Here is a 22,055-nt window from a genome sequence, read left to right as displayed (position 1 = left end):
ATGAGCACCACCCAGAGCGAGAGGCTGCGAGAGCTCCTGGAACCGCTCGTCGCCTCCCAGGGTCTGGATCTCGAAGAGATCACCGTGGACTCGGTAGGCCGCAGAAGAGTGCTGAGCGTCGTCGTGGACTCCGACACCGGAGCGGACCTGGACCGGATCGCCGATGTGAGCCGCGTGCTCTCGGCGAAGCTCGACGAGAGCGACGCGATGGGCGAGGGCGAGTACACCCTCGAGGTCGGCACCCCGGGCGCGGAGCGCGCCCTCACCGAACACCGGCACTACGTGCGCGCCACCGGCCGGCTGGTCCGGTTCCAGCTCGGCGAGGGCGGCGACCTCGTCGCCCGGATCCTGACGGTCGACGACGAGGGGCTCGACGTCGAGGTGCCCGGCGTGAAGGGCCGCAAGGCCACCGCCCGCCGAATCGCCTTCGGCGACGTCGACAAGGCGCGCGTACAGGTCGAGTTCAACCGCAAGGACGGCCCGGCCGACCAGAGCGACAGCAACGAGAAGGAAGAGGAGGCGTAGCCGTGGACATCGACATGAGCGCCCTGCGGGGCTTGGTGCGGGAGAAGGAGATCTCCTTCGACCTGCTGGTCGAGGCGATCGAGTCGGCCCTCCTCATCGCCTACCACCGCACCGAGGGAAGCCGCCGTCACGCGCGCGTGGAGCTCGACCGGCAATCGGGGCACGTGACCGTGTGGGCGAAGGAGGACCCCGAGGACCTCGAGGAGGGGCAGGAGCCCCGCACGTTCGACGACACCCCGTCCGACTTCGGCCGTATCGCCGCCACCACGGCCAAGCAGGTCATCCTGCAGCGCCTGCGCGACGCCGAGGACGACGCGACGCTCGGCGAGTACGCCGGCCGTGAGGGCGACATCGTCACCGGCGTGGTCCAGCAGGGCCGCGACCCGAAGAACGTGCTCGTGGACATCGGCAAGCTGGAGGCCATCCTGCCGGTGCAGGAGCAGGTGCCCGGCGAGACGTACCCGCACGGCCTGCGACTGCGGTCCTATGTCGTCCGGGTGGCGAAGGGCGTGCGCGGCCCGTCCGTGACCCTCTCCCGGACGCACCCCAACCTGGTGAAGAAGCTCTTCGCGCTGGAGGTGCCGGAGATCGCCGACGGGTCCGTCGAGATCGCCGCCATCGCCCGCGAGGCCGGTCACCGCACGAAGATCGCCGTCAGGTCCACCCGTTCGGGCCTGAACGCCAAGGGCGCCTGCATCGGCCCCATGGGCGGCCGGGTGCGCAACGTCATGGGCGAGCTCAACGGCGAGAAGATCGACATCGTGGACTGGTCGGACGACCCGGCCGAGATGGTGGCGAACGCCCTGTCCCCGGCCCGTGTCTCCAAGGTGGAGGTCGTGGACCTCGGGGCCCGTTCCGCGCGCGTGACCGTGCCGGACTACCAGCTGTCCCTGGCGATCGGCAAGGAAGGGCAGAACGCCCGTCTCGCCGCCCGTCTGACCGGCTGGCGGATCGACATCCGTCCGGACACCGAACAGGCTGAGGAATAGATCTCGGCCTGAGTGGGCTGAGATCACGTCAGAGTTCTGTGCGGCAAGCGTTCGACTGCGGCCCCGAAGGGGTGAGGTCGGCGCGGGGAGGTAGACTTAGCTGTGTCTGGCCGGACGCACGCCGGAGCATGCCCTGAACGCACCTGTGTGGGGTGCCGGGAGCGAGCGGCCAAGACGGAGCTGCTGCGCATCGTGGCGATCAAGGACGCATGCGTCCCCGATCCACGCGGTACGCTGCCCGGCCGGGGTGCGTATCTGCATCCCGCCCCGTTCTGTCTCGATCAGGCGGTACGCCGGCGGGCGTTCACGAGGGCGTTGCGAGCCCCGGGAGCGCTCGACACAAAGGTGTTGCGCCAGTACGTCGAGCAGACGACCGTTGCCGAGCAGGCAACACCGTAAGAAGGCGTCGCACGGAACCTCCGTGCGGCTCTGGTACCCCGCGAGTTGGAAGTAGGTCGAGATTGCGATGAGCACTCGATGAGCACGCGATGAGTACGCCCATGAAGTAGCGACGGTCCGGACACACCCGGACCTAAAAGGAGCGAAGTGGCTAAGGTCCGGGTATACGAACTCGCCAAGGAGTTCGGGGTGGAGAGCAAGGTCGTCATGGCCAAGCTCCAAGAACTCGGTGAATTCGTCCGTTCGGCGTCCTCGACGATCGAGGCGCCCGTTGTCCGCAAACTGACAGACGCCTTCCAGGGCGGCGGCAAGCCCGCCCCGCGCAAGGCTGCCCCCAGGCCCGGTGCGCCCTCTCCGGCGCAGTCGGCCCGTCCGGGCCCGGCCGCTCCGCGGCCGGCCGCCCCCAAGCCTCCGACGGCTCAGCAGCCCGCGGCTCCCGCCGCCCCTGCCGCCTCGTCGGCCCCGTCGGCCCCCGCGCCGACGACTCCCGGCCCGCGTCCGGGCCCCAAGCCCGCCCCGCGTCCGGCCCCCGCCGCGCCGGAGTTCACCGCTCCGCCGTCGGCCCCCGCCGCACCGGCGGCTCAGGCCCAGCCCGCGGCTCCGGCCCAGTCCGCCCCGCGTCCGGCCTCGCAGGGTCCGCGCCCCGGCGCGCCCCGTCCCGCCGGCCGCCCCGGCGCCGGTCAGGGCCAGGACCGCGGTGACCGAGGCGACCGCGGTGACCGCGGTCAGCGTCCGGCCGCCGCGCAGGGTCCGCGTCCCGGTGGCGCGCCCCGTCCGGGCGGCGCCCGTCCGGCCGGTCCGCGTCCGGGCAACAACCCCTTCACGTCCGGCGGCAACGCCGGCATGGCGCGTCCGCAGGCGCCCCGTCCGCAGGGCGCACCGCGTCCCGGCGGCCCGGGTGCTCCCGGCGCCGGTCCCCGTCCCCAGGCCCCCGGCGGCCAGGGTGGCGGTCCCCGTCCGCAGTCCCCGGGCGGCGCCCGTCCGAGCCCGGGCGGCATGCCTCGCCCGCAGGGTGCAGGCCCCGGCGGTCCGCGTCCCGGCGGCGGTCCGCGTCCGAACCCCGGCATGATGCCGCAGCGTCCCGCTGCCGGCCCGCGTCCCGGCGGCGGCCCCGGTGGCCGTGGTCCGGGTGGCGGCGGCGGTGCGGGTCGTCCCGGCGGCGGCGGTCGTCCCGGCGGCGGCGGCTTCGCGGGTCGTCCGGCCGGTCCCGGCGGCGGCGCCCGTCCCGGTGGCGGCGGCGGCTTCGCCGGTCGTCCCGGCGGCGGCGGTCCCGGTGGCGGCGGCGGCTTCGGCGGCGGTCGTCCCGGCTTCGGCGGACGTCCCGGCGGCCCCGGTGGCCGTGGTGGCACGCAGGGCGCCTTCGGTCGTCCCGGCGGTCCCGCGCGTCGCGGTCGCAAGTCGAAGCGGCAGAGGCGCCAGGAGTACGAGGCCATGCAGGCCCCGTCGGTCGGCGGCGTGATGCTGCCTCGCGGCAACGGCGAGACCATTCGCCTGTCGCGCGGTGCCTCCCTCACCGACTTCGCCGAGAAGATCAACGCCAACCCGGCGTCGCTCGTCGCGGTGATGATGAACCTCGGCGAGATGGTCACGGCCACGCAGTCCGTCTCCGACGCGACCCTCGAGGTCCTCGCCGGCGAGATGAACTACACGATCCAGATCGTCAGCCCCGAGGAGGAGGACCGCGAGCTGCTCGAGTCCTTCGACATCGAGTTCGGCGAGGACGAGGGCGACGAGGAGGACCTGGTGGTCCGTCCGCCGGTCGTCACCGTCATGGGTCACGTCGACCACGGTAAGACCCGACTGCTCGACGCCATCCGCAAGACGAACGTCATCGCGGGCGAGGCCGGCGGCATCACCCAGCACATCGGTGCCTACCAGGTCTCGACCCAGGTCAACGAAGAGGACCGCGCGATCACCTTCATCGACACCCCGGGTCACGAGGCGTTCACCGCCATGCGTGCCCGTGGTGCCCGGTCGACGGACATCGCGATCCTGGTCGTCGCGGCCAACGACGGCGTCATGCCGCAGACGGTCGAGGCGCTCAACCACGCCAAGGCGGCCGAGGTCCCGATCGTCGTCGCGGTCAACAAGATCGACGTCGAAGGCGCCGACCCGACCAAGGTGCGCGGTCAGCTCACCGAGTTCGGTCTGGTGGCCGAGGAGTACGGCGGCGACACGATGTTCGTCGACATCTCCGCCAAGCAGGGTCTGAACATCGACTCGCTGCTCGAGGCCGTGATCCTCACGGCCGACGCCTCGCTCGACCTGCGGGCGAACCCGAGCCAGGACGCGCAGGGCATCTCGATCGAGTCCCGTCTCGACCGCGGCCGCGGCGCCGTGGCGACGGTCCTCGTGCAGCGAGGCACCCTGCGGGTCGGCGACACGATGGTCGTGGGCGACGCCTACGGTCGTGTGCGCGCCATGCTCGACGACAACGGCAACAACGTCGCCGAGGCCGGCCCGTCGACGCCGGTCCAGGTCCTGGGCCTGACCAACGTCCCGGGTGCGGGCGACAACTTCCTCGTCGTCGACGAGGACCGCACCGCCCGCCAGATCGCCGAGAAGCGTGCCGCCCGCGAGCGGAACGCCGCCTTCGCCAAGCGCACGCGCAGGTTCTCCCTGGAGAACCTGGACGCCGCCCTGAAGGCCGGCGAGGTCCAGCAGCTGAACCTGATCATCAAGGGTGACGCTTCCGGTTCGGTGGAGGCTCTCGAGTCCTCGCTGCTCCAGCTGGACGTCGGCGAAGAGGTCGACATCCGCGTCCTGCACCGCGGCGTCGGTGCGGTCACGGAGTCGGACATCGACCTGGCCATGGGCTCGGACGCCATCGTCATCGGCTTCAACGTCCGCGCGGCGGGCCGCGCGGCGCAGATGGCCGAGCGCGAGGGCGTCGACGTCCGGTACTACTCGGTCATCTACCAGGCGATCGAGGAGATCGAGGCGGCCCTGAAGGGCATGCTGAAGCCGGAGTACGAGGAGGTCGAGCTCGGCACGGCGGAGATCCGCGAGATCTTCAAGTCGTCCAAGCTGGGCAACATCGCCGGTGTCCTGGTCCGCTCGGGCGAGGTCAAGCGCAACACCAAGGCGCGCCTCATCCGCGACGGCAAGGTCATCGCGGAGAACCTCAACATCGAGGGCCTGCGCCGCTTCAAGGACGATGTCACCGAGATCCGCGAAGGCTACGAGGGCGGTATCAACCTCGGAAACTTCAACGACATCAAGATCGACGACGTCATCGCGACGTACGAGATGCGGGAGAAGCCGCGGGTGTGACCACCCGTGGTGCGCGCCGGCCGGCGGGGGATCGTTCCCCGCCGGCCGGTGCGGCGTCCGGCGCACGTGTGAGCGGGCGAAACCCCGTCGAGTCACGGCCGTGAACGCTGTACCGTTCTTGATGTCCCTGCCCCCTGGCGGCAGGGCCGTCGATCCCGTACCGGCGGGTGAACCGGTTACACATGTACGTGGGGACACTGTCCTTCGACCTCCTCCTCGGCGACGTGCACTCGCTGAAGGAGAAGCGCTCCGTCATCCGTCCGATCGTCGCCGAGCTCCAGCGCAAGTACGCGGTGAGCGCGGCCGAGGTGGACAATCAGAACCTCCATCGCAGGGCCGAGATCGGCCTCGCCGTGGTCTCCGGTGACGCGGAGCACCTGACCGACGTCCTGGACCGGTGCGAACGGCTGGTGGCCGCCCGTCCCGAAGTGGAGCTGCTGTCGGTCAGACGCCGCTTCCACGGCGAGGACGACTGACACCGACCGACCACGTGAAGAACGCAACAAGGAAAGAACGGGAGACGGACCAGTGGCCGACAACGCGCGCGCCAAGAGGCTGGCGGACCTCATCCAGCAGGTGGTGGCCCAGAAGCTGCAGCGCGGGATCAAGGACCCGCGGCTCGGCTCCCACGTCACCATCACGGACACCCGCGTCACGGGTGACCTCAGGGAGGCGACCGTCTTCTACACCGTGTACGGGGACGACGAGGAGCGGGCGGCCGCGGCGGCCGGCCTGGAGAGCGCCAAGGGCGTCCTGCGCTCCGAGGTGGGCCGCGCGGCCGGCGTGAAGTTCACGCCGACGCTGGCCTTCGTCGCCGATGCCCTGCCGGACAACGCCCGCACCATCGACGACCTCCTCGACAGGGCGCGCGCCGCCGACGAGAAGGTCCGCGAGGTGTCCGCGGGCGCCGGGTACGCCGGCGAGGCGGACCCGTACCGGAAGCCCGGCGACGAGGACGAGACGGACGACTCCGCCTGATGAACGGCAAGCAGAACACGCCCGACGGCCTTGTCATCGTCGACAAGCCGTCGGGCTTCACCTCGCACGACGTCGTGGCCAAGATGCGGGGGATCGCCCGGACCCGCCGCGTCGGCCACGCCGGCACGCTCGACCCGATGGCGACGGGAGTCCTCGTCCTCGGCGTCGAGAAGGCGACGAAGCTCCTCGGGCACCTCGCGCTGACCGAGAAGGAGTACCTGGGCACGATCCGGCTCGGCCAGACGACCCTGACGGACGACGCGGAGGGCGAGATCACGGGGTCCACGGACGCCTCGAAGGTCACCCGGGACGCGATCGACGCGGGCATCGCCAAGCTGAGCGGCGACATCATGCAGGTGCCGTCCAAGGTCAGCGCCATCAAGATCAACGGGGTGCGCTCCTACAAGCGCGCCCGGGACGGCGAGGAATTCGAGATCCCGGCCCGCCCGGTCACCGTCTCCGCCTTCTCGGTGTACGACGTCCGCGACGCCGTCGCCGAGGACGGCACCCCGGTGACGGACCTGGTGGTGTCGGTCGTCTGCTCCTCCGGCACCTACATCCGCGCCCTCGCCCGGGACCTGGGCGCGGACGTCGGAGTCGGGGGCCACCTCACCGCCCTGCGCCGCACCCGCGTCGGCCCCTACAAGCTGGACGCGGCGAAGACGCTCGACCAGCTGCAGCAGGAGCTGAGCGTGCTGCCGATCGCCGACGCGGCGGCCGCCGCGTTCCCCCGCTGGAACGTGGACGCACGGCGCGCCCGGCTGCTCATGAACGGCGTACGCCTGGAGATGCCCGACGAGTACGCGGGCGCGGGCGCGGTCGCCGTGTTCGACCCCGAGGGCCGTTTCCTGGCCCTGGTGGAGGAGCAGAAGGGCAAGGCGAAGAGCCTTGCCGTGCTCGGCTGAGCCGGTCTTCCTTCCGGTCTGCCCGTGGAGCGGCGAAACACGGGGTGCTGCGCCGCTCCACGGTCCCCCTCGATTCCCCCACCCCTAGGCTGTGTCCGGCGCCGGGTGTTCATTCACCCGTCCGGGCAGGCGCTCGGAGTGAACCGAGGGAGTGCAGGGGGGCGCTTTCGCCCTGCGATCCGTCCCACTGATCATTCGCGCCTACCGTCGTCCTGAGGACACGCGGGCGCGGTGGGAGGTACGGCGATGGCGGGACGGGGCCCGCGGACACCGCGGCACGACTCCCTGCGGGGCACGTCGCGGGACGGCCGGACGGATTCTCGCGGCGCCGCCGACGACGCTCCGGGCGTCCCCCTCGGCGCCGACGCCTCCCTGGTCCGCATCCGCGACCTGGCCGGCCGGCCGCGCGGGGCCGGCTTCGTCGCAGACCACCACGGCACCGTGCTCACCAGCCACGAGACCGTCGACGGCCTCTCCCGGCTCGTGGTGTACGCCGCGGGCGACCGCAGCTGCGTCGTGAGCGCCGACGCGGTCACCCCGCTGCCCGAGCTCGACCTGGCGCTCGTCCGCACCGAAGGCCTCGGCGCGGAGCCGTTGCCGGTGACCGTCCGGCAGGGCGTCGAGCCCGGCCGGTACGTCCGGCTGGCCGCCGGCTGCTGGCGCGAGGCGCGGGTGCTGGCCGAGGCGTCCGTGACGTACACGGCCACGGACCGTCTCCACCTGCTCGACGGGGCCCTCGAGCTGGCGATCGGCACGGCGGGCCGGGACGCACTGCGGCTCGGCGGCGGCGCGGCCGGAGGGCCGGTCCTCGACGCCGCCACCGGCGCGGTCGTCGCCGTCCTCGGCACGGCACTGCGCTCCGGCCCCCGCGACACGGGCTTCGCCGTCGCTCTGCGTCCCTCACCTCCGTCGCCGCCCGGTGACGCCCCGGCGGGCGAGGCGGCCGAGGCGGGCCCGGCCGGCGCCACCGGGCCGGCGGTCGCGGACGGAGTCGGTCCGGCGCGAGGTACGGGTCGGGGCGGCGGAGGCGGCGCTGCGGGCGGTGTGACGACGGGCGCCGGCACGGCCGCGCGGTCGGGGGAGACCGGCCATGGGTACGGGATCGGGTTCGGGTCGGGTTTCGCGTATCCGTGCGCGGACGTGCGCGGGGCTGCGGTCGCCGGGTCGCTCCACGCGCCGTCGACCGGGGTTCCGGGCGGCTGTCCGCCGCCCGGGGAGGACCATCCGCAGGCTGTTCCGCCTGCGGTCGCCGGGCCCCTGGCCGAACTGCTCGCCCGCAACGCGGCGACCGTGCCCGCCTACGGCGCGGACCTCAATCTTGCGGGCGTCCTGGAACTGACGGCCACCTCCGTCGCTTCGGACGGCCCGCCCGGGGCGCTGTCGGGCTGCCTCGGAGGCATCGCCGGCGGTTCACGTCCCGCCGCGACGGCCCCCGTCGAACGCGCGCACCCCGCACGGGAGTTCGCGGCCTTCGCGGTGAGTCCGGCAGCCGTTCTCGGTCTCGTCGGCGCACCGGGCAGCGGCCGTACGACGGAACTCGCGGCGCTCGCCGCCCGCCGCCACCAGGCGTCCGACCAGGCGCCCACCCTGTGGCTGCGCGGCGCCGACCTGCGGGCCGAGGACGATTCCCTGGCCGACGCGGTCCGCCGCACCCTGGCCCGGGCGGCGCGCATCGTGGCCGCGGGGCGGAGCACGCCGCAGGCGGCCTTCCCCGACTCGTCGCACCCGCCGGCGACCTCGCAGACACCAGGGATGGCGGGCCCCTCGGGTGCCGCGGGACCCCCGGATACGGCGGCCCCGGCAGGTGCCTCCGGCGCGCCGGGCGGTGCCGGTCCCGCCGACGTCACCCCCGAGCGGCTGGCCCGCCTCGCCCGCGCCGCCGGCCGCCCCCTGCTGCTGCTCCTCGACGGACCCGAGGAGATGTCCCCGGTTCTCGCCCACCGGCTCGCCGACTGGACCGAGGGCACCGCCGACTGGCTGCGGGAGACGGGCGCCCGACTGGTGGTCGCGTGCCGGGCGGAGTACTGGGAGCGGGCGGGCGCGCAGTTCCCGCCGAAGACGCTGTACGGGACCGCGGCTGCGTCGGACCCCCTCCCGCCCTGCGTCCGCCTCGGCGACCTGACCCCCGAGGAGGCGCGCGAGGCACGCGCCCGCTACGCCGTCCCCGAGACCGCGCTCGCGGCCCCCGACGGCCGTCACCCCCTCACCCTCCGCCTCCTCTCCGAGGTCCGGGCCGCACTGCCCGGCCCCGCGGACCGGGCCCCCGGCGACCGGACCCCCCTGGACCGGACCCCCGTCGACCGGGACGACGTCTTCGCCGCCCATCTCGACCTGATGTGCCTGCGCATCGCCGTCCGCATCGCCGTCGACAGCGGACTGCGCGGCGCAGCCGTGCGCCGTCTCGCGGCGAAGGTCTCCGGACAGGTCCACGAGGCCGCCCGCCGCAGCCTGGGACCGGGACAGGGCCAGCTGGACCGGGCCTCGTTCGAGGCGGTGTTCCCCTGGGGACCGGCGCCCGCCCGGCTCGGCGGCAGCGGCTGGGCGTCCGCCGTCCTCGCCGAGGGCCTCCTCGTGCCCGCGGGCAGCGGCTACCGCTTCGCCCACGAGGAACTCGCCGACTGGCTCCAGGGCCTCCACCTCGATCTGGACGAGGCGTTGCGCGCCCTGGTCCACCGCTCCGACGCGTCCGGCGGCCACCGCCACCGTCCCGACGCGCCGGCCGGCGACCGCCCGCTGCCCGTGCCGCATCACCGCATCGGCCCCGTGATCGAGGCCCTGCTGCTCCTGGGCCGGCACCAGGGCCCTCACCGGCTCGCCGCGCGACTGCGGGAGCTGATCCACTCCCTGGAGGCCGACCCCGGCTCCTGGTGGGCCGCCCGGCTGCTCGCCCGAACCCTGCTGCGCGTGCCGGACGCGACGCCGTACACGGGCGTCCTGCGCCTGCTGGCGGACCGTATCGGCTCCGGCGCCGCCGACAGCGGCGCCCCCTTCGCGGACTTCGGCCCCGGATTCTGGACGGAACTGGCCCTGCCCTGCGACGCCCGACTCGACCTCCTGCGCCGTCTCGTCCTCGCCGACGGCGCCCCCCACGACGCGGACGCGCCCCGCTACCTGGACGTCGTGGCCGGTCTCCTCGCGGCCGACCCGGTCACCGTGCAGCCGCACCTCACCCACTGGTTCGACGACGAGCGGCCGCTGCCCGCGACCCCGCACGCCACGGTGGCGACGGCAGCGCAGGCCCTGCTGCACACCCATCGGCGCCGGGCCCTCGGCGACCTCGTCGAGGTGCTCGTCGACTGCGCCCACCACCGTGCCGCCGAACTGCTCGCCGTGCTGGCCGAGGAGGAGCCGGCCGCGCTGTGCCGGGCCGTCGACCGCTGGGCGCACGACGAGCGTCCGGTCCGTCGGGTCGCGGCGCTCGCGCATGCCCTGCGCGTCGCGCCGCACGTCGGCACGGAGGCGGACCGCCGACTGCTGCGCCACGCCGCCCTCGCCCTGCTCGCCCGTCCCGGCGACGGCGCCCTGCACGGCGGTGCGCTCGCGCTTCTCGTCCGCGACCCGGAGACCCGGCCCGGCTACCTGCCGCGGGCCCTGGAGCGGTTCGCGGCGGGCGACGACCCGTACCTCCCGCCGGGTGCGCTGCTGCCCGCCCTGTCCACCGACCCCGAGCCGGTGCTGGACACGTTCCGGGCGCGGCTGCTCGGCGCCGACCGCGCCGACGCGGGCAGGATCCTGTGGACGCTCGCCGAGGTCACCGTCCCACCCGCTCCGGCCCGCCGGATCGCCGTCCTGGTCCAGGAGGCCGCCGAACGCCGGCCGGAGTGCGCAGGACATGTGGCCGCGTACGTCGACCGGCGTCTCGATCACGGGCCCGACGCTCGCGCCCTGCTCATCCCGCTGGTCACGGACCTGCTGGCCGCCGGGAGCCCGGAACCGGTCCGAGCCGCGCTGGCCGGGGTGCTGGCCGCCCCCGGCGGGCCCGACTCCCGCCCGTTGCGGGACGAACTCCTGGAACATCTCCTCGCCCGCGAGCAGGCGCCCGCCGTCCTGGCCGCCGTCCTGTACGCGGCCGCGGGCCGTGGCGGCGACGACCTGCGCGACCTCGTCCACCGCACCGGCCGCCTCCTGGTCCGCACCCCGGAGGGCGCGACCTGCTTCGACCGCGGTCTCGTCGACCTGGGCCGGCATGTGCCGGGTTTCGCCGCGCAGGTGGTGCAGTGGCTCACTCAGGCGCCGGGGGAGTGGGCCGCCGTGGTCGGCCCGAGCGCCCGCCGCACCGTGGAGAACCTGGCCGGGGCCGCGGCCGCGGCCGGAGCCGGAGCAGGAGCCGGAGCCGGAGCAGGGGCAGGGGCAGGGGCAGGGGCAGGGATCGAGGCGGCAGGTGCGGCGGCGAGTGGGGCGGGACCGCGGGTGACGGTGTGACGCCGCGGTGCGCCGGCCGGCCGTGGAGCCCGCTCACGTGGGCCGTCTCACGTGGGCCGGGTCACAGCCTCCATGCCGATGCGGGCCGGAAGCACCCGGCATGGCACCCTTAGTCCTGCGTAAGAGGCAAGAGCAGACACGGACAAGGGTTCGAGGAGCGGTCACAGTGCAGCGCTGGCGTGGCTTGGCAGACATCCCCGAGGACTGGGGACGCAGCGTCGTCACCATCGGCTCCTACGACGGTGTCCACCGGGGACACCAGCTGATCATCCGGCACGCCGTGGACCGGGCCCGCGAGCTGGGCGTTCCGGCCGTCGTCGTCACCTTCGACCCGCACCCCAGCGAGGTCGTCCGTCCCGGCAGCCACCCGCCCCTGCTCGCCCCGCACCACCGCCGTGCCGAGCTGATGGCCGACCTGGGGGTCGACGCGCTTCTCATCCTGCCGTTCACCACCGAGTTCTCGAAGCTCTCACCTGCTGATTTCGTCGTGAAGGTGCTGGTCGACAGGCTGCACGCCAAGGCGGTCGTCGAGGGACCGAACTTCCGCTTCGGCCACAAGGCGGCGGGCAACGTCGAGTTCCTCATCGAGCAGGGCAAGGTGTACGACTTCGAGGTGGAGGTCGTCGACCTGTACGTGCGCGGCGAGGCCGGCGGCGGCGAACCGTTCTCCTCGACCCTGACCCGGCGTCTGGTCGCCGAGGGCGACCTCGCGGGCGCGGCGGAGATCCTCGGCCGTCCGCACCGGGTGGAGGGCGTCGTGGTGCGCGGGGCCCAGCGCGGGCGCGAGCTCGGCTTCCCGACCGCCAACGTCGAGACCCTGCCCCACACGGCGATCCCGGCGGACGGTGTCTACGCGGGCTGGCTGCACGTGGCAGGCGAGGCGATGCCGGCCGCGATCTCCGTCGGCACCAACCCACAGTTCGACGGCACCGAACGCACGGTGGAGGCGTACGCCATCGACCGCGTCGGCCTCGACCTCTACGGTCTGCACGTCGCCGTCGACTTCCTGGCATTCGTGCGCGGCCAGGCGAAGTTCGACTCCCTGGACGGGCTGTTGGAGCAGATGGCGGAGGACGTGAAGCGCTGCCGGGAACTGGTGGCGGCGCAGGCGCAGGGGCAGTAGCAGGAAGCAACAGCGGTGACCGATGGGCCGGTTCGGCCCGTCCGGTCCGGCGAACGGCCGAGGGGCGGCCGGTGTCCTGGACACCGGCCGCCCCTCGGCCCGTTTCTGCGGCTGCTCGGTACTTCTCCCGCTACTGCTGTGGCGGCTGAGGCGCGTCGGGAGCCTGGGGGTACTGCGGCTGCTCGGACTGCTCCGGCTGCTGCGGGTAGCCGTAACCGGCCGGGGGATACCCGGGCTGCGGCTGCGGCTGCTGGTGTTGCGGCTGGCCGTAGAGCTCCTGACCCGGGTGCGGTTGCTGCTGCGGCGGATACGGCTGCCCCGGCTGCTGCGGGTACGGCTGGGCCGGCGGTTGCCCCTGGGGCAGACCCTGGTGCGGGTATGGCTGACCGGGCTGGGGCGCCTGCGGCGGATAGGGATAGCCCGCCTGGGACGGATAGGGCTGCCCCGGCATGGGCTGCCCCGGCATCGGCTGTCCGGGCATCGGCTGTCCGGGCATGGGCGGGGCGGCCACCGGGGGCGGGTTGCCGTCGTTGGTCCACAGTCCCTGACGCTGCTGGTGGCGGATGAAGTCCTCCGCGACCAACGCCGTGAGGTTGAAGTAGGCCTCGCGCACCTTCGGCCGCATCATGTCGAGGTCCACCTCCGCGCCCGCGGCGAGGTGCTCGTCGAACGGCACCACGACGACACCGCGGCAACGGGTCTCGAAGTGCGACACGATGTCGTCCACCTTGATCATCTTGCCGGTCTCGCGCACCCCGGAGATCACGGTGAGGGACCGCGAGACGAGCTCGGCGTACCCGTGCGCGGACAGCCAGTCCAGCGTCGTGCTGGCGCTGCTCGCGCCGTCCACGGACGGTGTGGAGATGATGATGAGCTGGTCGGCGAGGTCGAGCACGCCGCGCATCGCGCTGTAGAGCAGACCGGTGCCGGAGTCGGTGAGGATGATCGGGTACTGGTTGCCCAGCACCTCGATCGCGCGCCGGTAGTCCTCGTCGTTGAAGGCCGTGGACACCGCCGGGTCGACGTCGTTGGCGATGATCTCCAGGCCGGACGGCGCCTGCGAGGTGAACCGCCGGATGTCCATGTACGAGTTGAGGTACGGGATCGCCTGGACGAGGTCCCGGATCGTCGCCCCGGTCTCCCGACGCACCCTTCGGCCGAGCGTGCCGGCGTCCGGGTTGGCGTCGATCGCCAGGATCTTGTCCTGGCGTTCGGTGGCCAGGGTGGCGCCGAGCGCGGTGGTGGTCGTGGTCTTGCCCACGCCGCCCTTGAGGCTGATGACGGCGATCCGGTAGCACGACAGCACCGGCGTGCGGATCAGCTCCAGCTTGCGCTGCCGCTCCGCCTCCTCCTTCTTGCCGCCGAGCTTGAAGCGGGAGGACGCGGCGGTCGGCCGGCCGCTCTTCGCCTTCTGCTTCTTGTTGTTGAGCAGTCGGTCGGACGACAGCTCCACGGCGGCCGTGTAACCCAGCGGCGCGGCACCGGGGTTGACCGGTTGCCGCTGGTCGTGCTGGATCGGCTGCGGCCAGGCGGCCCCGGCCCGGGGGTCCACCGGCTGCTGGGGAGGCTGCGGGGCCTGCGGCTGCTCGGCGTGCGGCGGAGCCTGCGGGGTCTGCTGCGCGGGCGGCTGGGGGAAGCCGTAGGCACCGGGCGCTCCGGGTGCGCCTGGCGCGGCAGGCGGGGGCGGCTGAGGCGCCGGGGTCGGCTGCGGTCCGGGGAGGCCAGGACCGCCGGGGGCCTGGGGCGCGGGCGGTTGGGGGAAGTCCTGCGGCCCCGCCGGCGGGAAGTCCTGACCACCTGCTGCCGGGGGCTGGCCGTCGCCGAACTGCGGAGTCCCGGGCTGCGGGAATCCGGCCTGCGCCTGGGGGGCCTGGGAGGCGACCTGCGGCTGCGGGAAGCCGTAGCCGCCAGGGGCGGCGGGCGGCGTCGGGTACGGGTGCGGCTGCGGTGCGGCTGCGGCGTGAGGCGCCGCCGGGTCCGCGTTGTGCTGCGGGAAGCCGTAACCGCCGGGTGCCACGGGCGGCTGGGTGGCCGAGGGCGCCGGCTGGGGGCCCGGAACCGGAGCGTGAGCGGGAGCGGCGGGAGGCATCGCGGGGCCGGCGTTGTGCTGCGGGAAGCCGTAACCGCCGGGGACGCCGGGCCGGTTCGGGGCAGGGGCGACGCCGGGCGGCGGAAAGCCGTAACCCGGCTGCGGGGCTTGGGGCTGCTGCGGGGCCGGGGCCTGAGCCTGGGGCTGCGGGGCCTGGGGAGTCGGGGGGTGAGGGAAGCCGTAACCGGGCTGCGGTCCCGCCGGAGCGGGCTGCTGGGCCGCCGGGTTCCAGCCGGCCGGCGCCTGGGCCGCGGCGTCGGCGGGCTGCGGCTGTGCCGGCCACTGGGCCGCGGCCGCGGGCGCCGCGGGCTCGTACGACGGCGGCAGCGGCGGCAGTTCGCCGTGAGGTGCCGGCGGGGGAGTCCAGGCGGCAGGGACGGCGGGAACGGCCTGCTGGGGAGCGGGAGCGTCGTTCTGAGCAACGCTGCCCTGCGGCTCGGCCGCGGCTTCCGGGGCGGTGGCCCCGACGGCGGCGGCGCTGTCGGGCGTCGGCTCCTGCCCGCCATCGGCTTCCGGGCCGTCGGGCTGGGCCTGGGGTCCGGTTCCGGGATCGATTCCCTCGGGCGCGGGCGCGGGCGCGGGCGCGGGCGCGGGCTCGGTCGAAGGCTGGGCTCCGGCCGCGGCGTCCGCCTCGGCCGCGGCGTCCGCCTCGGCCTCGGCCTCGGGCTCCGGCTGCGCGGCCGCAGGGGCTTCCGCGTCGGCGGAGGTGTCACCGCCCGCGTCGGCGGCCACGGCAGGAACGGGGCCCGACGCATCCGTGGCGGCGGATGTCTCAGCGCCCTCGGACACCGGGGAGACCTCCGGGGACGTCTCCGTGTACGGCTCGGGGGACTCCGCCGGTTCGTCGGTCCGGATGGGCTCCACGGGCGCCGCGCCGGCATCGACGGGATTCGTGGCGTCGACGGGCGCTTCGTTCTCGGCGGCCGAGGGAGAGGCAGCGGGGGCGTCGTCCGTCTCCGCGGGCTTCTCGTGTTCCGCCTGCACTGTGGCGGCGTGTTCCGCGATGTCACGACGGAGAGCGGCTGAGGAGAAGCGCATGGTGGCACCGCTCTCGAGGTCGCCGTTGCCGGCGTCGCCCTCCTCGGCGACCGCGTCGGCGCCCGCGCCCGCAGCGCCCCAAGGCGCTCCCGGCTGTCCCTGGGACTGCGGCTGAAAATGGGCCTGGGGCTGGGCCTGGCCCGGGGGTTTCGGTCGGGCCTGCGGCTCGAAACCGCCGCCCGGCGGAACGCCGGGCCCGGGTGCCGGTTCCGCGGCGAAGGTCGCGGCAGGAGGCACGGCAGGATTCACAGGACCGGCAGGAGCCACCTGGCCGACAGGATTCATGGGGACGGCAGAATTCACTGGACCGCCCGGAGCCACCGGACCGCCGGGCGCCACCGGACCTGTGGGACCGGCCGGCGCAGCAGGGGCCGTCGGCGCGCCGGGCGGCGGAGGCGCGGCAACGCCCGCCACGTACGGCATCCCCGGAGCAGGCGGCGTGACCGGGCCTCCGGGACCGCCCGGGGCGCCGGGCGCCGGCTGCGCAGGAGGAGCGGCAGGCACGCCCGGCGCGGGCGTCGCCCCCGGTGCGGGCGTCGCACCCGATGCCGAACCGCCGCCCGCGTTCTGCGTGTACCAAGCCGGCGGCGCGTAGTCGATGGTGAACTCGCCCGTCGCCTCGACGGCGGATTCCGCGTCGGGCTGGTCATCGCCGGGTGTGGCCCAGCCCCCGCGGATGCCGTCCCGATCGCTGCTCACAGTTCCTCCTGGTTGGTCGAGCACCCTCATGCCGTGCCGTAGCGACCATGTCTGTCGTCCGATGTGGGTTCGCGGCCGTCTGACGTCGTCGGATGTGCGGGCCCTCCCCCGGGGGCGCCGACGTCCACCCCACGGTTTCCGGCCCTGCGCCCCGTACCAGCCTAATCACCGAACGGCCCGCCCCGGCAGGCCCGCCCACCACTCGGCACCGGTCCGTCACGTGACGGACCACCCGAGGGGCCGCGCGGGCGTGTCGGGGCGCTCGGCAAAACGGCCATATGGCCTGAAGTGCCGCGCAGTCGGACGGATGAGCGGCGTCAGTCGATCCGTCTCGGCATGCCCAGCAGCCCGATCTCCGCGTCGGTGGGCTGGGTCATCACGTACTGCCGGTCACGGTCGCCGCACCACAGCGTGAAGCCGTCGGCGAGGGCGGGCAGGGCCTCCACGTCACGTGCCGGCAGGGTGAGGGCGCGCCCCAGTTCCGTCGCCTCGTCCGGCGAGATCCGCTGCACGCCCACCAGACGGGCCTGCCGGATCAGCCGGGGAGCGACCGGGCTCAGGTACGGCAGAAGGGTCAGCACGGACTGCCAGGGACCGGAGGCCACCCGTCCGCGCGGCGGGCGCATGCCGCAGTCCCGCACCACCAACGCGGGCGTGCCGGCCGAGGCGCCCTGCGGAGGCACCCGTCCGACCTCGTACACCGCGAGCCCGTTCTGCCCGCCGCCCATCGCGTGCACCATCTGCACCCAGGCCTGCGGCCGTCCCGTCTCCACGGCGACCCGGGCTCCGGTGGCGGCCGCCCTCAACGCCAGCACCTGGGCCGTCCACAGACCGCCGATGAGGACGATGTCGTACGGCGACGGCCGGTTGACCCCCAGGACGGCCGGCCGTCCCTCGGCGTCCACGCCGATCACGACTCCGTCGTCCCCGATGGGCAGGGCGAGCGCGCCCAGTTGCTCCAGGGACGCCGAGTGGCGGCCGTGCCGTGGCCCGAGGAGGCCGAAGCCGCTGCGCGGCGAGCGGCGTGCGGGCCGGCCGGCGGGCGGCGACACCGGTTCGTTGGAGTTGGAGTTGGAGTTGGAAGGGATGGAAGGGGTGGTTCCGTGTGCTGCCGTCGCCGTCATCGAGCTCCTCCGAGGGGCAGCGTCGCGAGCATGCCGGGCACCTGTTCCCGGTCGAGGCGGGCGAGCCCCGCGCCGGTGTGCCGGGCCGCGCCCTGCACCGCGCGCCGGGCCGCCACGAGTTCGTCGTCGCTGCGCCCGGTCACCCGGATGTGCCCCGAAAGGGATATCTCCTGCCGGTCACCGCGCGCGAGCGTGACACTGAACGTGGTGGCGAGCGCGGGAACGGCGGTGACCAGGGCGACGAACTGCGGCAGCGAGGGGCCGGCGCCGCCGAGCGCGGGCCAGCGGCGCAACCAGTACGTGGTGTGGCGGCGGTTGTCGCACCGCCAGCTCCGGCCGGTCTCCTCGGTCCGCCGCTCCAGCTGCCCCGTCCGGCCGGCCTCCGCCGTGACCAGCGGGTTGGCGCAGGCCGACGTGGCGACGGCGGCGGTCAGCTCCTCCTCGTCGAGGACGGTCGCCCGGAACCCGGCGCCGGTCAGCCGGCTCGCGAGATGGTCCGCCGCCCGCACGACGCATTTCTGAGCGCCGGTCAGGCCGCCCCCGCGGACCGCGACGGCCTCCGGGCACAGCTCCGGATCCAGTTTCAGCGCGATCCAGGTGATCCGCACCGCCGGCGCCCCGGTCTGCTCCTGCAACGGCGCGTAGTTGGCCACCGCCACCGACTGCCGGGGCAGGTGCAGGGCGGGCGCCGGCTGGGTGTGCAGCACGATCTGCGCGGACTCCAGGACGATGCCGTCGACTTCGAGGGCGTCCGCCACCAGTGCGAGGGGCAGCGGCTGCCGGTCCCGCTCGGCCCGCAACGCGGTCGCGTCCGCCTGCACCTGCAGGACGGCGGTGACGAACGTGCCGTCCCCGACGAGTCCGACCGGCCGCCGGTCGCGTCCGCCGTACGTGTAGGTGCGCAGGCCGGGGTCGCACTCCACGGCCGGTCCGAACCCCGGTTCCGTCCCGGCCGGTATCCCGACCCGGTCGGCCCGGCGTCGACGGGCCTTCAACGCCCGTGCGGTGGCCAGCCATTCCGGCAGCGAGCGGCCGCGGCGACGGGCGAAGGCGAGGACCACCAGCGCCACGGCGACGACCCCCGCCGCGATCAGCGCCATGGGCCCGGCCACCCAGCCGACGACCACCGCCGCAGCCGCGATCTCCAGCAGGACGAGGCGTTGCAACCGGAATGCCCCGCCTTGCGCGGTGCGCGCCCTGAGGTGCGGCGCCCCGGACGCCGAGGGGTTCCGGCCCCGCTCGGGCGGCTGCGGACCGGTGGGCGCGGAGCCCCGGTTCCGCGACCGGCCGGCGGAGCGCACGCCCGTTCCCGAAGCCATCACTCCATCTCCCCGTTCCGTTCACGAATCGCCCGTGTTCCAGCACCGCACACGGCACTCGACGGCCCAGGAACCCTACCCGCTCCCCGAGTCCCCAGGGTTACCGGGCATAGTAGGTGGCCGCTCTGACATCGGAGACGGGGAACCGGGCCCGCCCGCGCAGCAGATCACGCGGATCGGCCGGAAAACGGGGAGTGACGAGCACAGATGGCATCTCGGCGGGACCAGCTCAACGCCTACACCTTCGCGAAGCGCAGGATGCTCGCGGCCTTCCTCCAGTCGTCGCCCGACGGCTCGGAGGAGGGGGCGCCGCGTCCGCTGCGCGGAATCCTGCCCGGCATCGTGGTCGGGGTGATCGTCATGGCCGTCTTCGGGGCGTGGGGCATGTTCAAGCCGACCGCCCCCAAGGGCTGGGACGAGCCCAACGCCAAGGTGATCGTCGCGAGCAAGTCGACCACCCGCTATGTCGTCCTGCGGACCGGCAAGGAGGTCCAGCTGCACCCGGTCCTCAACATGGCCTCCGCGAAACTGCTCCTCGAGGAGGGGCAGGGCGACGTCGTGACGGTCTCTGAGTCCGTCCTCGACAGCGGCAAGGTTCCGCACGGCGTGACCGTCGGCATCCCGTACGCCCCCGACCGGCTGCCTTCGGCGTCCGAGGCGGGCACCTCCAAGCGCTGGGCGGTCTGCGAGCGCCCGGGGGCGGGAGGCGGGGCCTCGGTCCAGAAGGCCGCGCTGGTGCTGGCGTCCCGTGAGAAGGAGGCCACCGAGGGCTCGGAGCGGCTGCACGGCGGCCAACTGCTCTACGTGGCGGGCCCGGACGGCAAGCGCTTCGTCGTGGACGCGGCCGGCACGGCGTATCCGGTGGGCGGCGGCGACGAGTTGCTGCTGCGCGCGGTGGTCGGCTCCGGCCGGGAGCCGCAGCGGGTCTCCGCGGAATGGCTGGCGACCCTGCACCAGGGCGACCCGATCGCCTTCCCGGACGTCCCCGGACAGCCCGGCTCCGCGGCCGGCGCGCCCGGCCAGCTGGGCGAGGACGAGAACAAGATCGGCATGGTGCTCAAGGCGTCCGACAACCACAAGGACCAGTACTACGTGGTGTTGCAGGGCCGGGTCGCTCCCGTGTCCGCGTTCGTCGCCCAGCTGCTGCTGTTCAGCAAGGAACTCGCCCCGCTGGGGCAGGCCGGTCACGCCCGCGAGATGAGCCCCGGCGCGATCGTGCCGGGCGGCCCGTTCGGCACTGAGCACCGCTGGCCGGCGGGGAGTCCCGTGCCGGTCAACGAGGCGTCGTCGGCCGCCGGGAGCCGCAGCACGATCTGCACCGTCCTGCGGGGTGTGAACGCAGGGTCGGGCGCCACGACCCTGAGCACCTGGGCCGGCGACGACTTCCCGGCCAAGCTGCCCACGGGCTCCTCCAGCGCCTACGTCACCCCCGGCTCCGGCCAGCTCTACCGCCAGTTCCAGGGCGAGGAGACCAAGGCCGGGCCGGTCTTCCTCGTCACCGACACGGGACTGCGCTACGTCCTGCAGTCCAACGGCGACAGCGCGACGGACGACGCGGGCATCGGCACCACCCCCGAGCAGCGCGAGAAGCAGCAGCAGGAGGCCAAGCAGGCCCAGACCCTGCTGGGTTACAAGGACGTCGACCCGGCGCCGATCCCGGCCGCCTGGTCGGAGTTCCTTCCCACCGGCCCCCGCCTGTCGACGGCGGCGGCCCGCCAGCCCCAGGGCTCGTGAGATGAGAAGGGAGACGGCCATGTCGCCGCGCACGACGACCGACCGGCCGGCGACGCGGACTCTGCGGACGACGCTCGCGACGGCCGCCCTCCTCGCGACCGCCACCGTCCTCGCGCCCCCTGCGGCGGCCGCGCCGGCGGCGGGCAAGCTGCCCTACTCCGACCAGTGCGCGTTCCCCAACGGCGACTACCCCGGCCGCCCCTGGTCCCTGCAGCGGGTCCTGCTGGACGAACTGTGGAGCCGCTCCAAGGGCAAGGGCGTCCGGGTGGCCGTCATCGACACGGGCGTGGACGTCAAGAACCCGCAGCTCGCCCGCGCGGTGGACGTGAAGGCCGGCCGCAACCTCCTGCCGAAGAACCTCAAGGACGAGGACGGCGACCCGATCGAGCGCGGCAACGAGAACGGCACGACGGACACCGTCGGCCACGGCACCAAGGTCGCCGGCATCATCGCGGCCCGCCCCCTCGACGGCACCGGCTTCGTGGGCCTGGCCCCCGAGGCCACGATCATCCCGATCCAGCAGAACGACGCGGAGGGGCACGGAGACACCAAGTCCCTCGCCCAGGCGATCCGGTACGCCGCCCAGGCCGGGGCCGGCGTCATCAACATCTCGCAGGACACCTCCAACGCGCTGAAGCCGTCCCCCGACCTGGAGAAGGCGATCGACGAGGCGCTGGCCCGCAAGATCGTCGTCGTGGCGTCGGCGGGCAACGACGGCCTCGGCGGCAACGTCAAGGAGACCTACCCCGCCTCCTACGAGGGCGTCCTCGCCGTGGCCGCCTCGGACCGCAACAACGAGCGGGCCTCCTTCTCCCAGTCCGGCGACTTCGTCGGCGTCGCGGCCCCCGGCGTCGACATGATCTCCACGGTGCCCCAGGGCGGCCACTGCTCCGACAACGGGACGAGCTTCTCCGCGCCGTACGTGGCGGGCGTGGCCGCGCTGCTCAAGGCGCGGCACCCGGACTGGACCGCACGCGAGATCGTCGCCCAGATCGAGCAGACCGCGGAGCGCACCATCGCGGGCCACGACCGCCTGGTCGGCTGGGGCGTCGTCGACCCGGTACGCGCCCTGACGGAGGACGACCGCCCCATCGAGTCGCCGCGCCCCGAAGGCGGCCTGGGCAAGGCCGAGGCCCCGTCCCCCGCCAAGTTCCAGATCGGCGAGACCCCCGACGAACGCAACACCCGCCTCGCCACCTACGTCACCGTCGCCGCGGCCGTCCTCGTAGCCGGCCTCACCGGCACAGCGGTGGCCATCCGAGACGCCCGCCGACGATCCCGCAGGCTCGCGGGGGCGGAGTAGCCCACGCATCTGGCCTGCGGACGCTACCCGATAAGCCCCACGCGCCGACGTACGGGTCCTGACGGGCGACCAGGTCATTTCGCGGTCAAGCGCTGATCTGGCCGCGGCCAAACACCCGTATGCGTTCCGCATGCT

14 protein-coding genes are annotated in these 22,055 nt (G+C 74.1%); 11 read left to right on the top strand and 3 right to left on the bottom strand.

All coding sequences use genetic code 11. The features are described from left to right. From rimP to OHS82_RS13185, 9 genes are all read left to right on the top strand, one after another. Positions 1-525, top strand: a complete 525-nt coding sequence (gene rimP, locus OHS82_RS13225) for a ribosome maturation factor RimP (protein ID WP_057579511.1) — start codon at positions 1-3, stop codon at positions 523-525. 2 nt (positions 526-527) lie between these two features. Then, entirely contained in the window at positions 528-1,514 is a 987-nt protein-coding gene (gene nusA / locus OHS82_RS13220) for a transcription termination factor NusA (RefSeq protein ID WP_057579509.1), read from the top strand. A gap of 102 nt (positions 1,515-1,616) precedes the next feature. Further along, entirely contained in the window at positions 1,617-1,913 is a 297-nt protein-coding gene (locus tag OHS82_RS13215) for a YlxR family protein (protein ID WP_079041309.1), read from the top strand. Positions 1,914-2,060: 147 nt separating this feature from the next. Beyond that, positions 2,061-5,186, top strand: coding sequence for a translation initiation factor IF-2 (gene infB, locus OHS82_RS13210; RefSeq protein WP_328433907.1), 3,126 nt, complete (start codon positions 2,061-2,063; stop codon positions 5,184-5,186). 182 nt (positions 5,187-5,368) lie between these two features. Next, positions 5,369-5,662, top strand: coding sequence for a DUF503 domain-containing protein (locus OHS82_RS13205; protein WP_057579505.1), 294 nt, complete (start codon positions 5,369-5,371; stop codon positions 5,660-5,662). A 52-nt stretch (positions 5,663-5,714) separates the two neighbouring features. After that, the gene (gene rbfA, locus OHS82_RS13200) at positions 5,715-6,164 is read left to right on the top strand and encodes a 30S ribosome-binding factor RbfA (RefSeq protein WP_057579503.1); all 450 of its coding nucleotides are present in this window, start codon (positions 5,715-5,717) and stop codon (positions 6,162-6,164) included. Then, positions 6,164-7,069 (top strand): tRNA pseudouridine(55) synthase TruB, encoded by a 906-nt coding sequence (gene truB / locus OHS82_RS13195; protein ID WP_057579501.1) that lies wholly within the window; start codon positions 6,164-6,166, stop codon positions 7,067-7,069. Before rbfA ends, truB begins: the two co-directional genes overlap by 1 nt. Positions 7,070-7,315: 246 nt before the next feature. After that, entirely contained in the window at positions 7,316-11,491 is a 4,176-nt protein-coding gene (locus OHS82_RS13190) for a serine protease (RefSeq protein ID WP_328433906.1), read from the top strand. Positions 11,492-11,657: 166 nt separating this feature from the next. Continuing rightward, complete coding sequence (locus tag OHS82_RS13185; protein ID WP_328433905.1) at positions 11,658-12,614, top strand: bifunctional riboflavin kinase/FAD synthetase; 957 nt, start codon at positions 11,658-11,660, stop codon at positions 12,612-12,614. A 130-nt stretch (positions 12,615-12,744) separates the two neighbouring features. Here the strand turns inward: OHS82_RS13185 and OHS82_RS13180 are convergent, their stop codons facing one another. From OHS82_RS13180 to eccE, 3 genes are all read right to left on the bottom strand, one after another. Further along, positions 12,745-16,470, bottom strand: coding sequence for an SCO5717 family growth-regulating ATPase (locus OHS82_RS13180; protein WP_443061780.1), 3,726 nt, complete (start codon positions 16,468-16,470; stop codon positions 12,745-12,747). A gap of 287 nt (positions 16,471-16,757) precedes the next feature. After that, positions 16,758-17,564, bottom strand: a complete 807-nt coding sequence (locus tag OHS82_RS13175; RefSeq protein WP_328433903.1) for a hypothetical protein — start codon at positions 17,562-17,564, stop codon at positions 16,758-16,760. Further along, entirely contained in the window at positions 17,561-18,883 is a 1,323-nt protein-coding gene (gene eccE, locus OHS82_RS13170; protein ID WP_079041308.1) for a type VII secretion protein EccE, read from the bottom strand. Before eccE ends, OHS82_RS13175 begins: the two co-directional genes overlap by 4 nt. A 207-nt stretch (positions 18,884-19,090) precedes the next feature. On the opposite strand from eccE, the gene eccB reads away from it, so the two are divergent. Together eccB and mycP are read left to right on the top strand one after the other, a co-directional pair. Beyond that, on the top strand, positions 19,091-20,617 hold the full coding sequence (gene eccB, locus OHS82_RS13165; RefSeq protein WP_057579495.1) for a type VII secretion protein EccB: 1,527 nt from the start codon (positions 19,091-19,093) through the stop codon (positions 20,615-20,617). Between the two features lie 19 nt (positions 20,618-20,636). Beyond that, positions 20,637-21,920 (top strand): type VII secretion-associated serine protease mycosin, encoded by a 1,284-nt coding sequence (gene mycP / locus OHS82_RS13160; RefSeq protein WP_057579493.1) that lies wholly within the window; start codon positions 20,637-20,639, stop codon positions 21,918-21,920. Positions 21,921-22,055 lie beyond the last annotated feature (135 nt).

This window comes from Streptomyces sp. NBC_00425, from assembly GCF_036030735.1.
Lineage (GTDB): Bacteria > Actinomycetota > Actinomycetes > Streptomycetales > Streptomycetaceae > Streptomyces.
The sequence above is the reverse complement of the archived record's forward strand: the minus strand, read 5'-3'. Positions and strand labels throughout refer to the sequence as shown.

Coding starts and splice junctions, on each gene's coding strand:
- rimP (WP_057579511.1), top strand. CDS start 1: ATGAGCACCACCCAGAGCGAGAGGCTGCGAGAGCTCCTGGAACCGCTC.
- OHS82_RS13205 (WP_057579505.1), top strand. CDS start 5,369: ATGTACGTGGGGACACTGTCCTTCGACCTCCTCCTCGGCGACGTGCAC.
- truB (WP_057579501.1), top strand. CDS start 6,164: ATGAACGGCAAGCAGAACACGCCCGACGGCCTTGTCATCGTCGACAAG.
- OHS82_RS13190 (WP_328433906.1), top strand. CDS start 7,316: ATGGCGGGACGGGGCCCGCGGACACCGCGGCACGACTCCCTGCGGGGC.
- OHS82_RS13180 (WP_443061780.1), bottom strand. CDS start 16,470: ATGAGGGTGCTCGACCAACCAGGAGGAACTGTGAGCAGCGATCGGGAC.
- OHS82_RS13175 (WP_328433903.1), bottom strand. CDS start 17,564: ATGACGGCGACGGCAGCACACGGAACCACCCCTTCCATCCCTTCCAAC.
- eccE (WP_079041308.1), bottom strand. CDS start 18,883: ATGGCTTCGGGAACGGGCGTGCGCTCCGCCGGCCGGTCGCGGAACCGG.
- eccB (WP_057579495.1), top strand. CDS start 19,091: ATGGCATCTCGGCGGGACCAGCTCAACGCCTACACCTTCGCGAAGCGC.
- mycP (WP_057579493.1), top strand. CDS start 20,637: ATGTCGCCGCGCACGACGACCGACCGGCCGGCGACGCGGACTCTGCGG.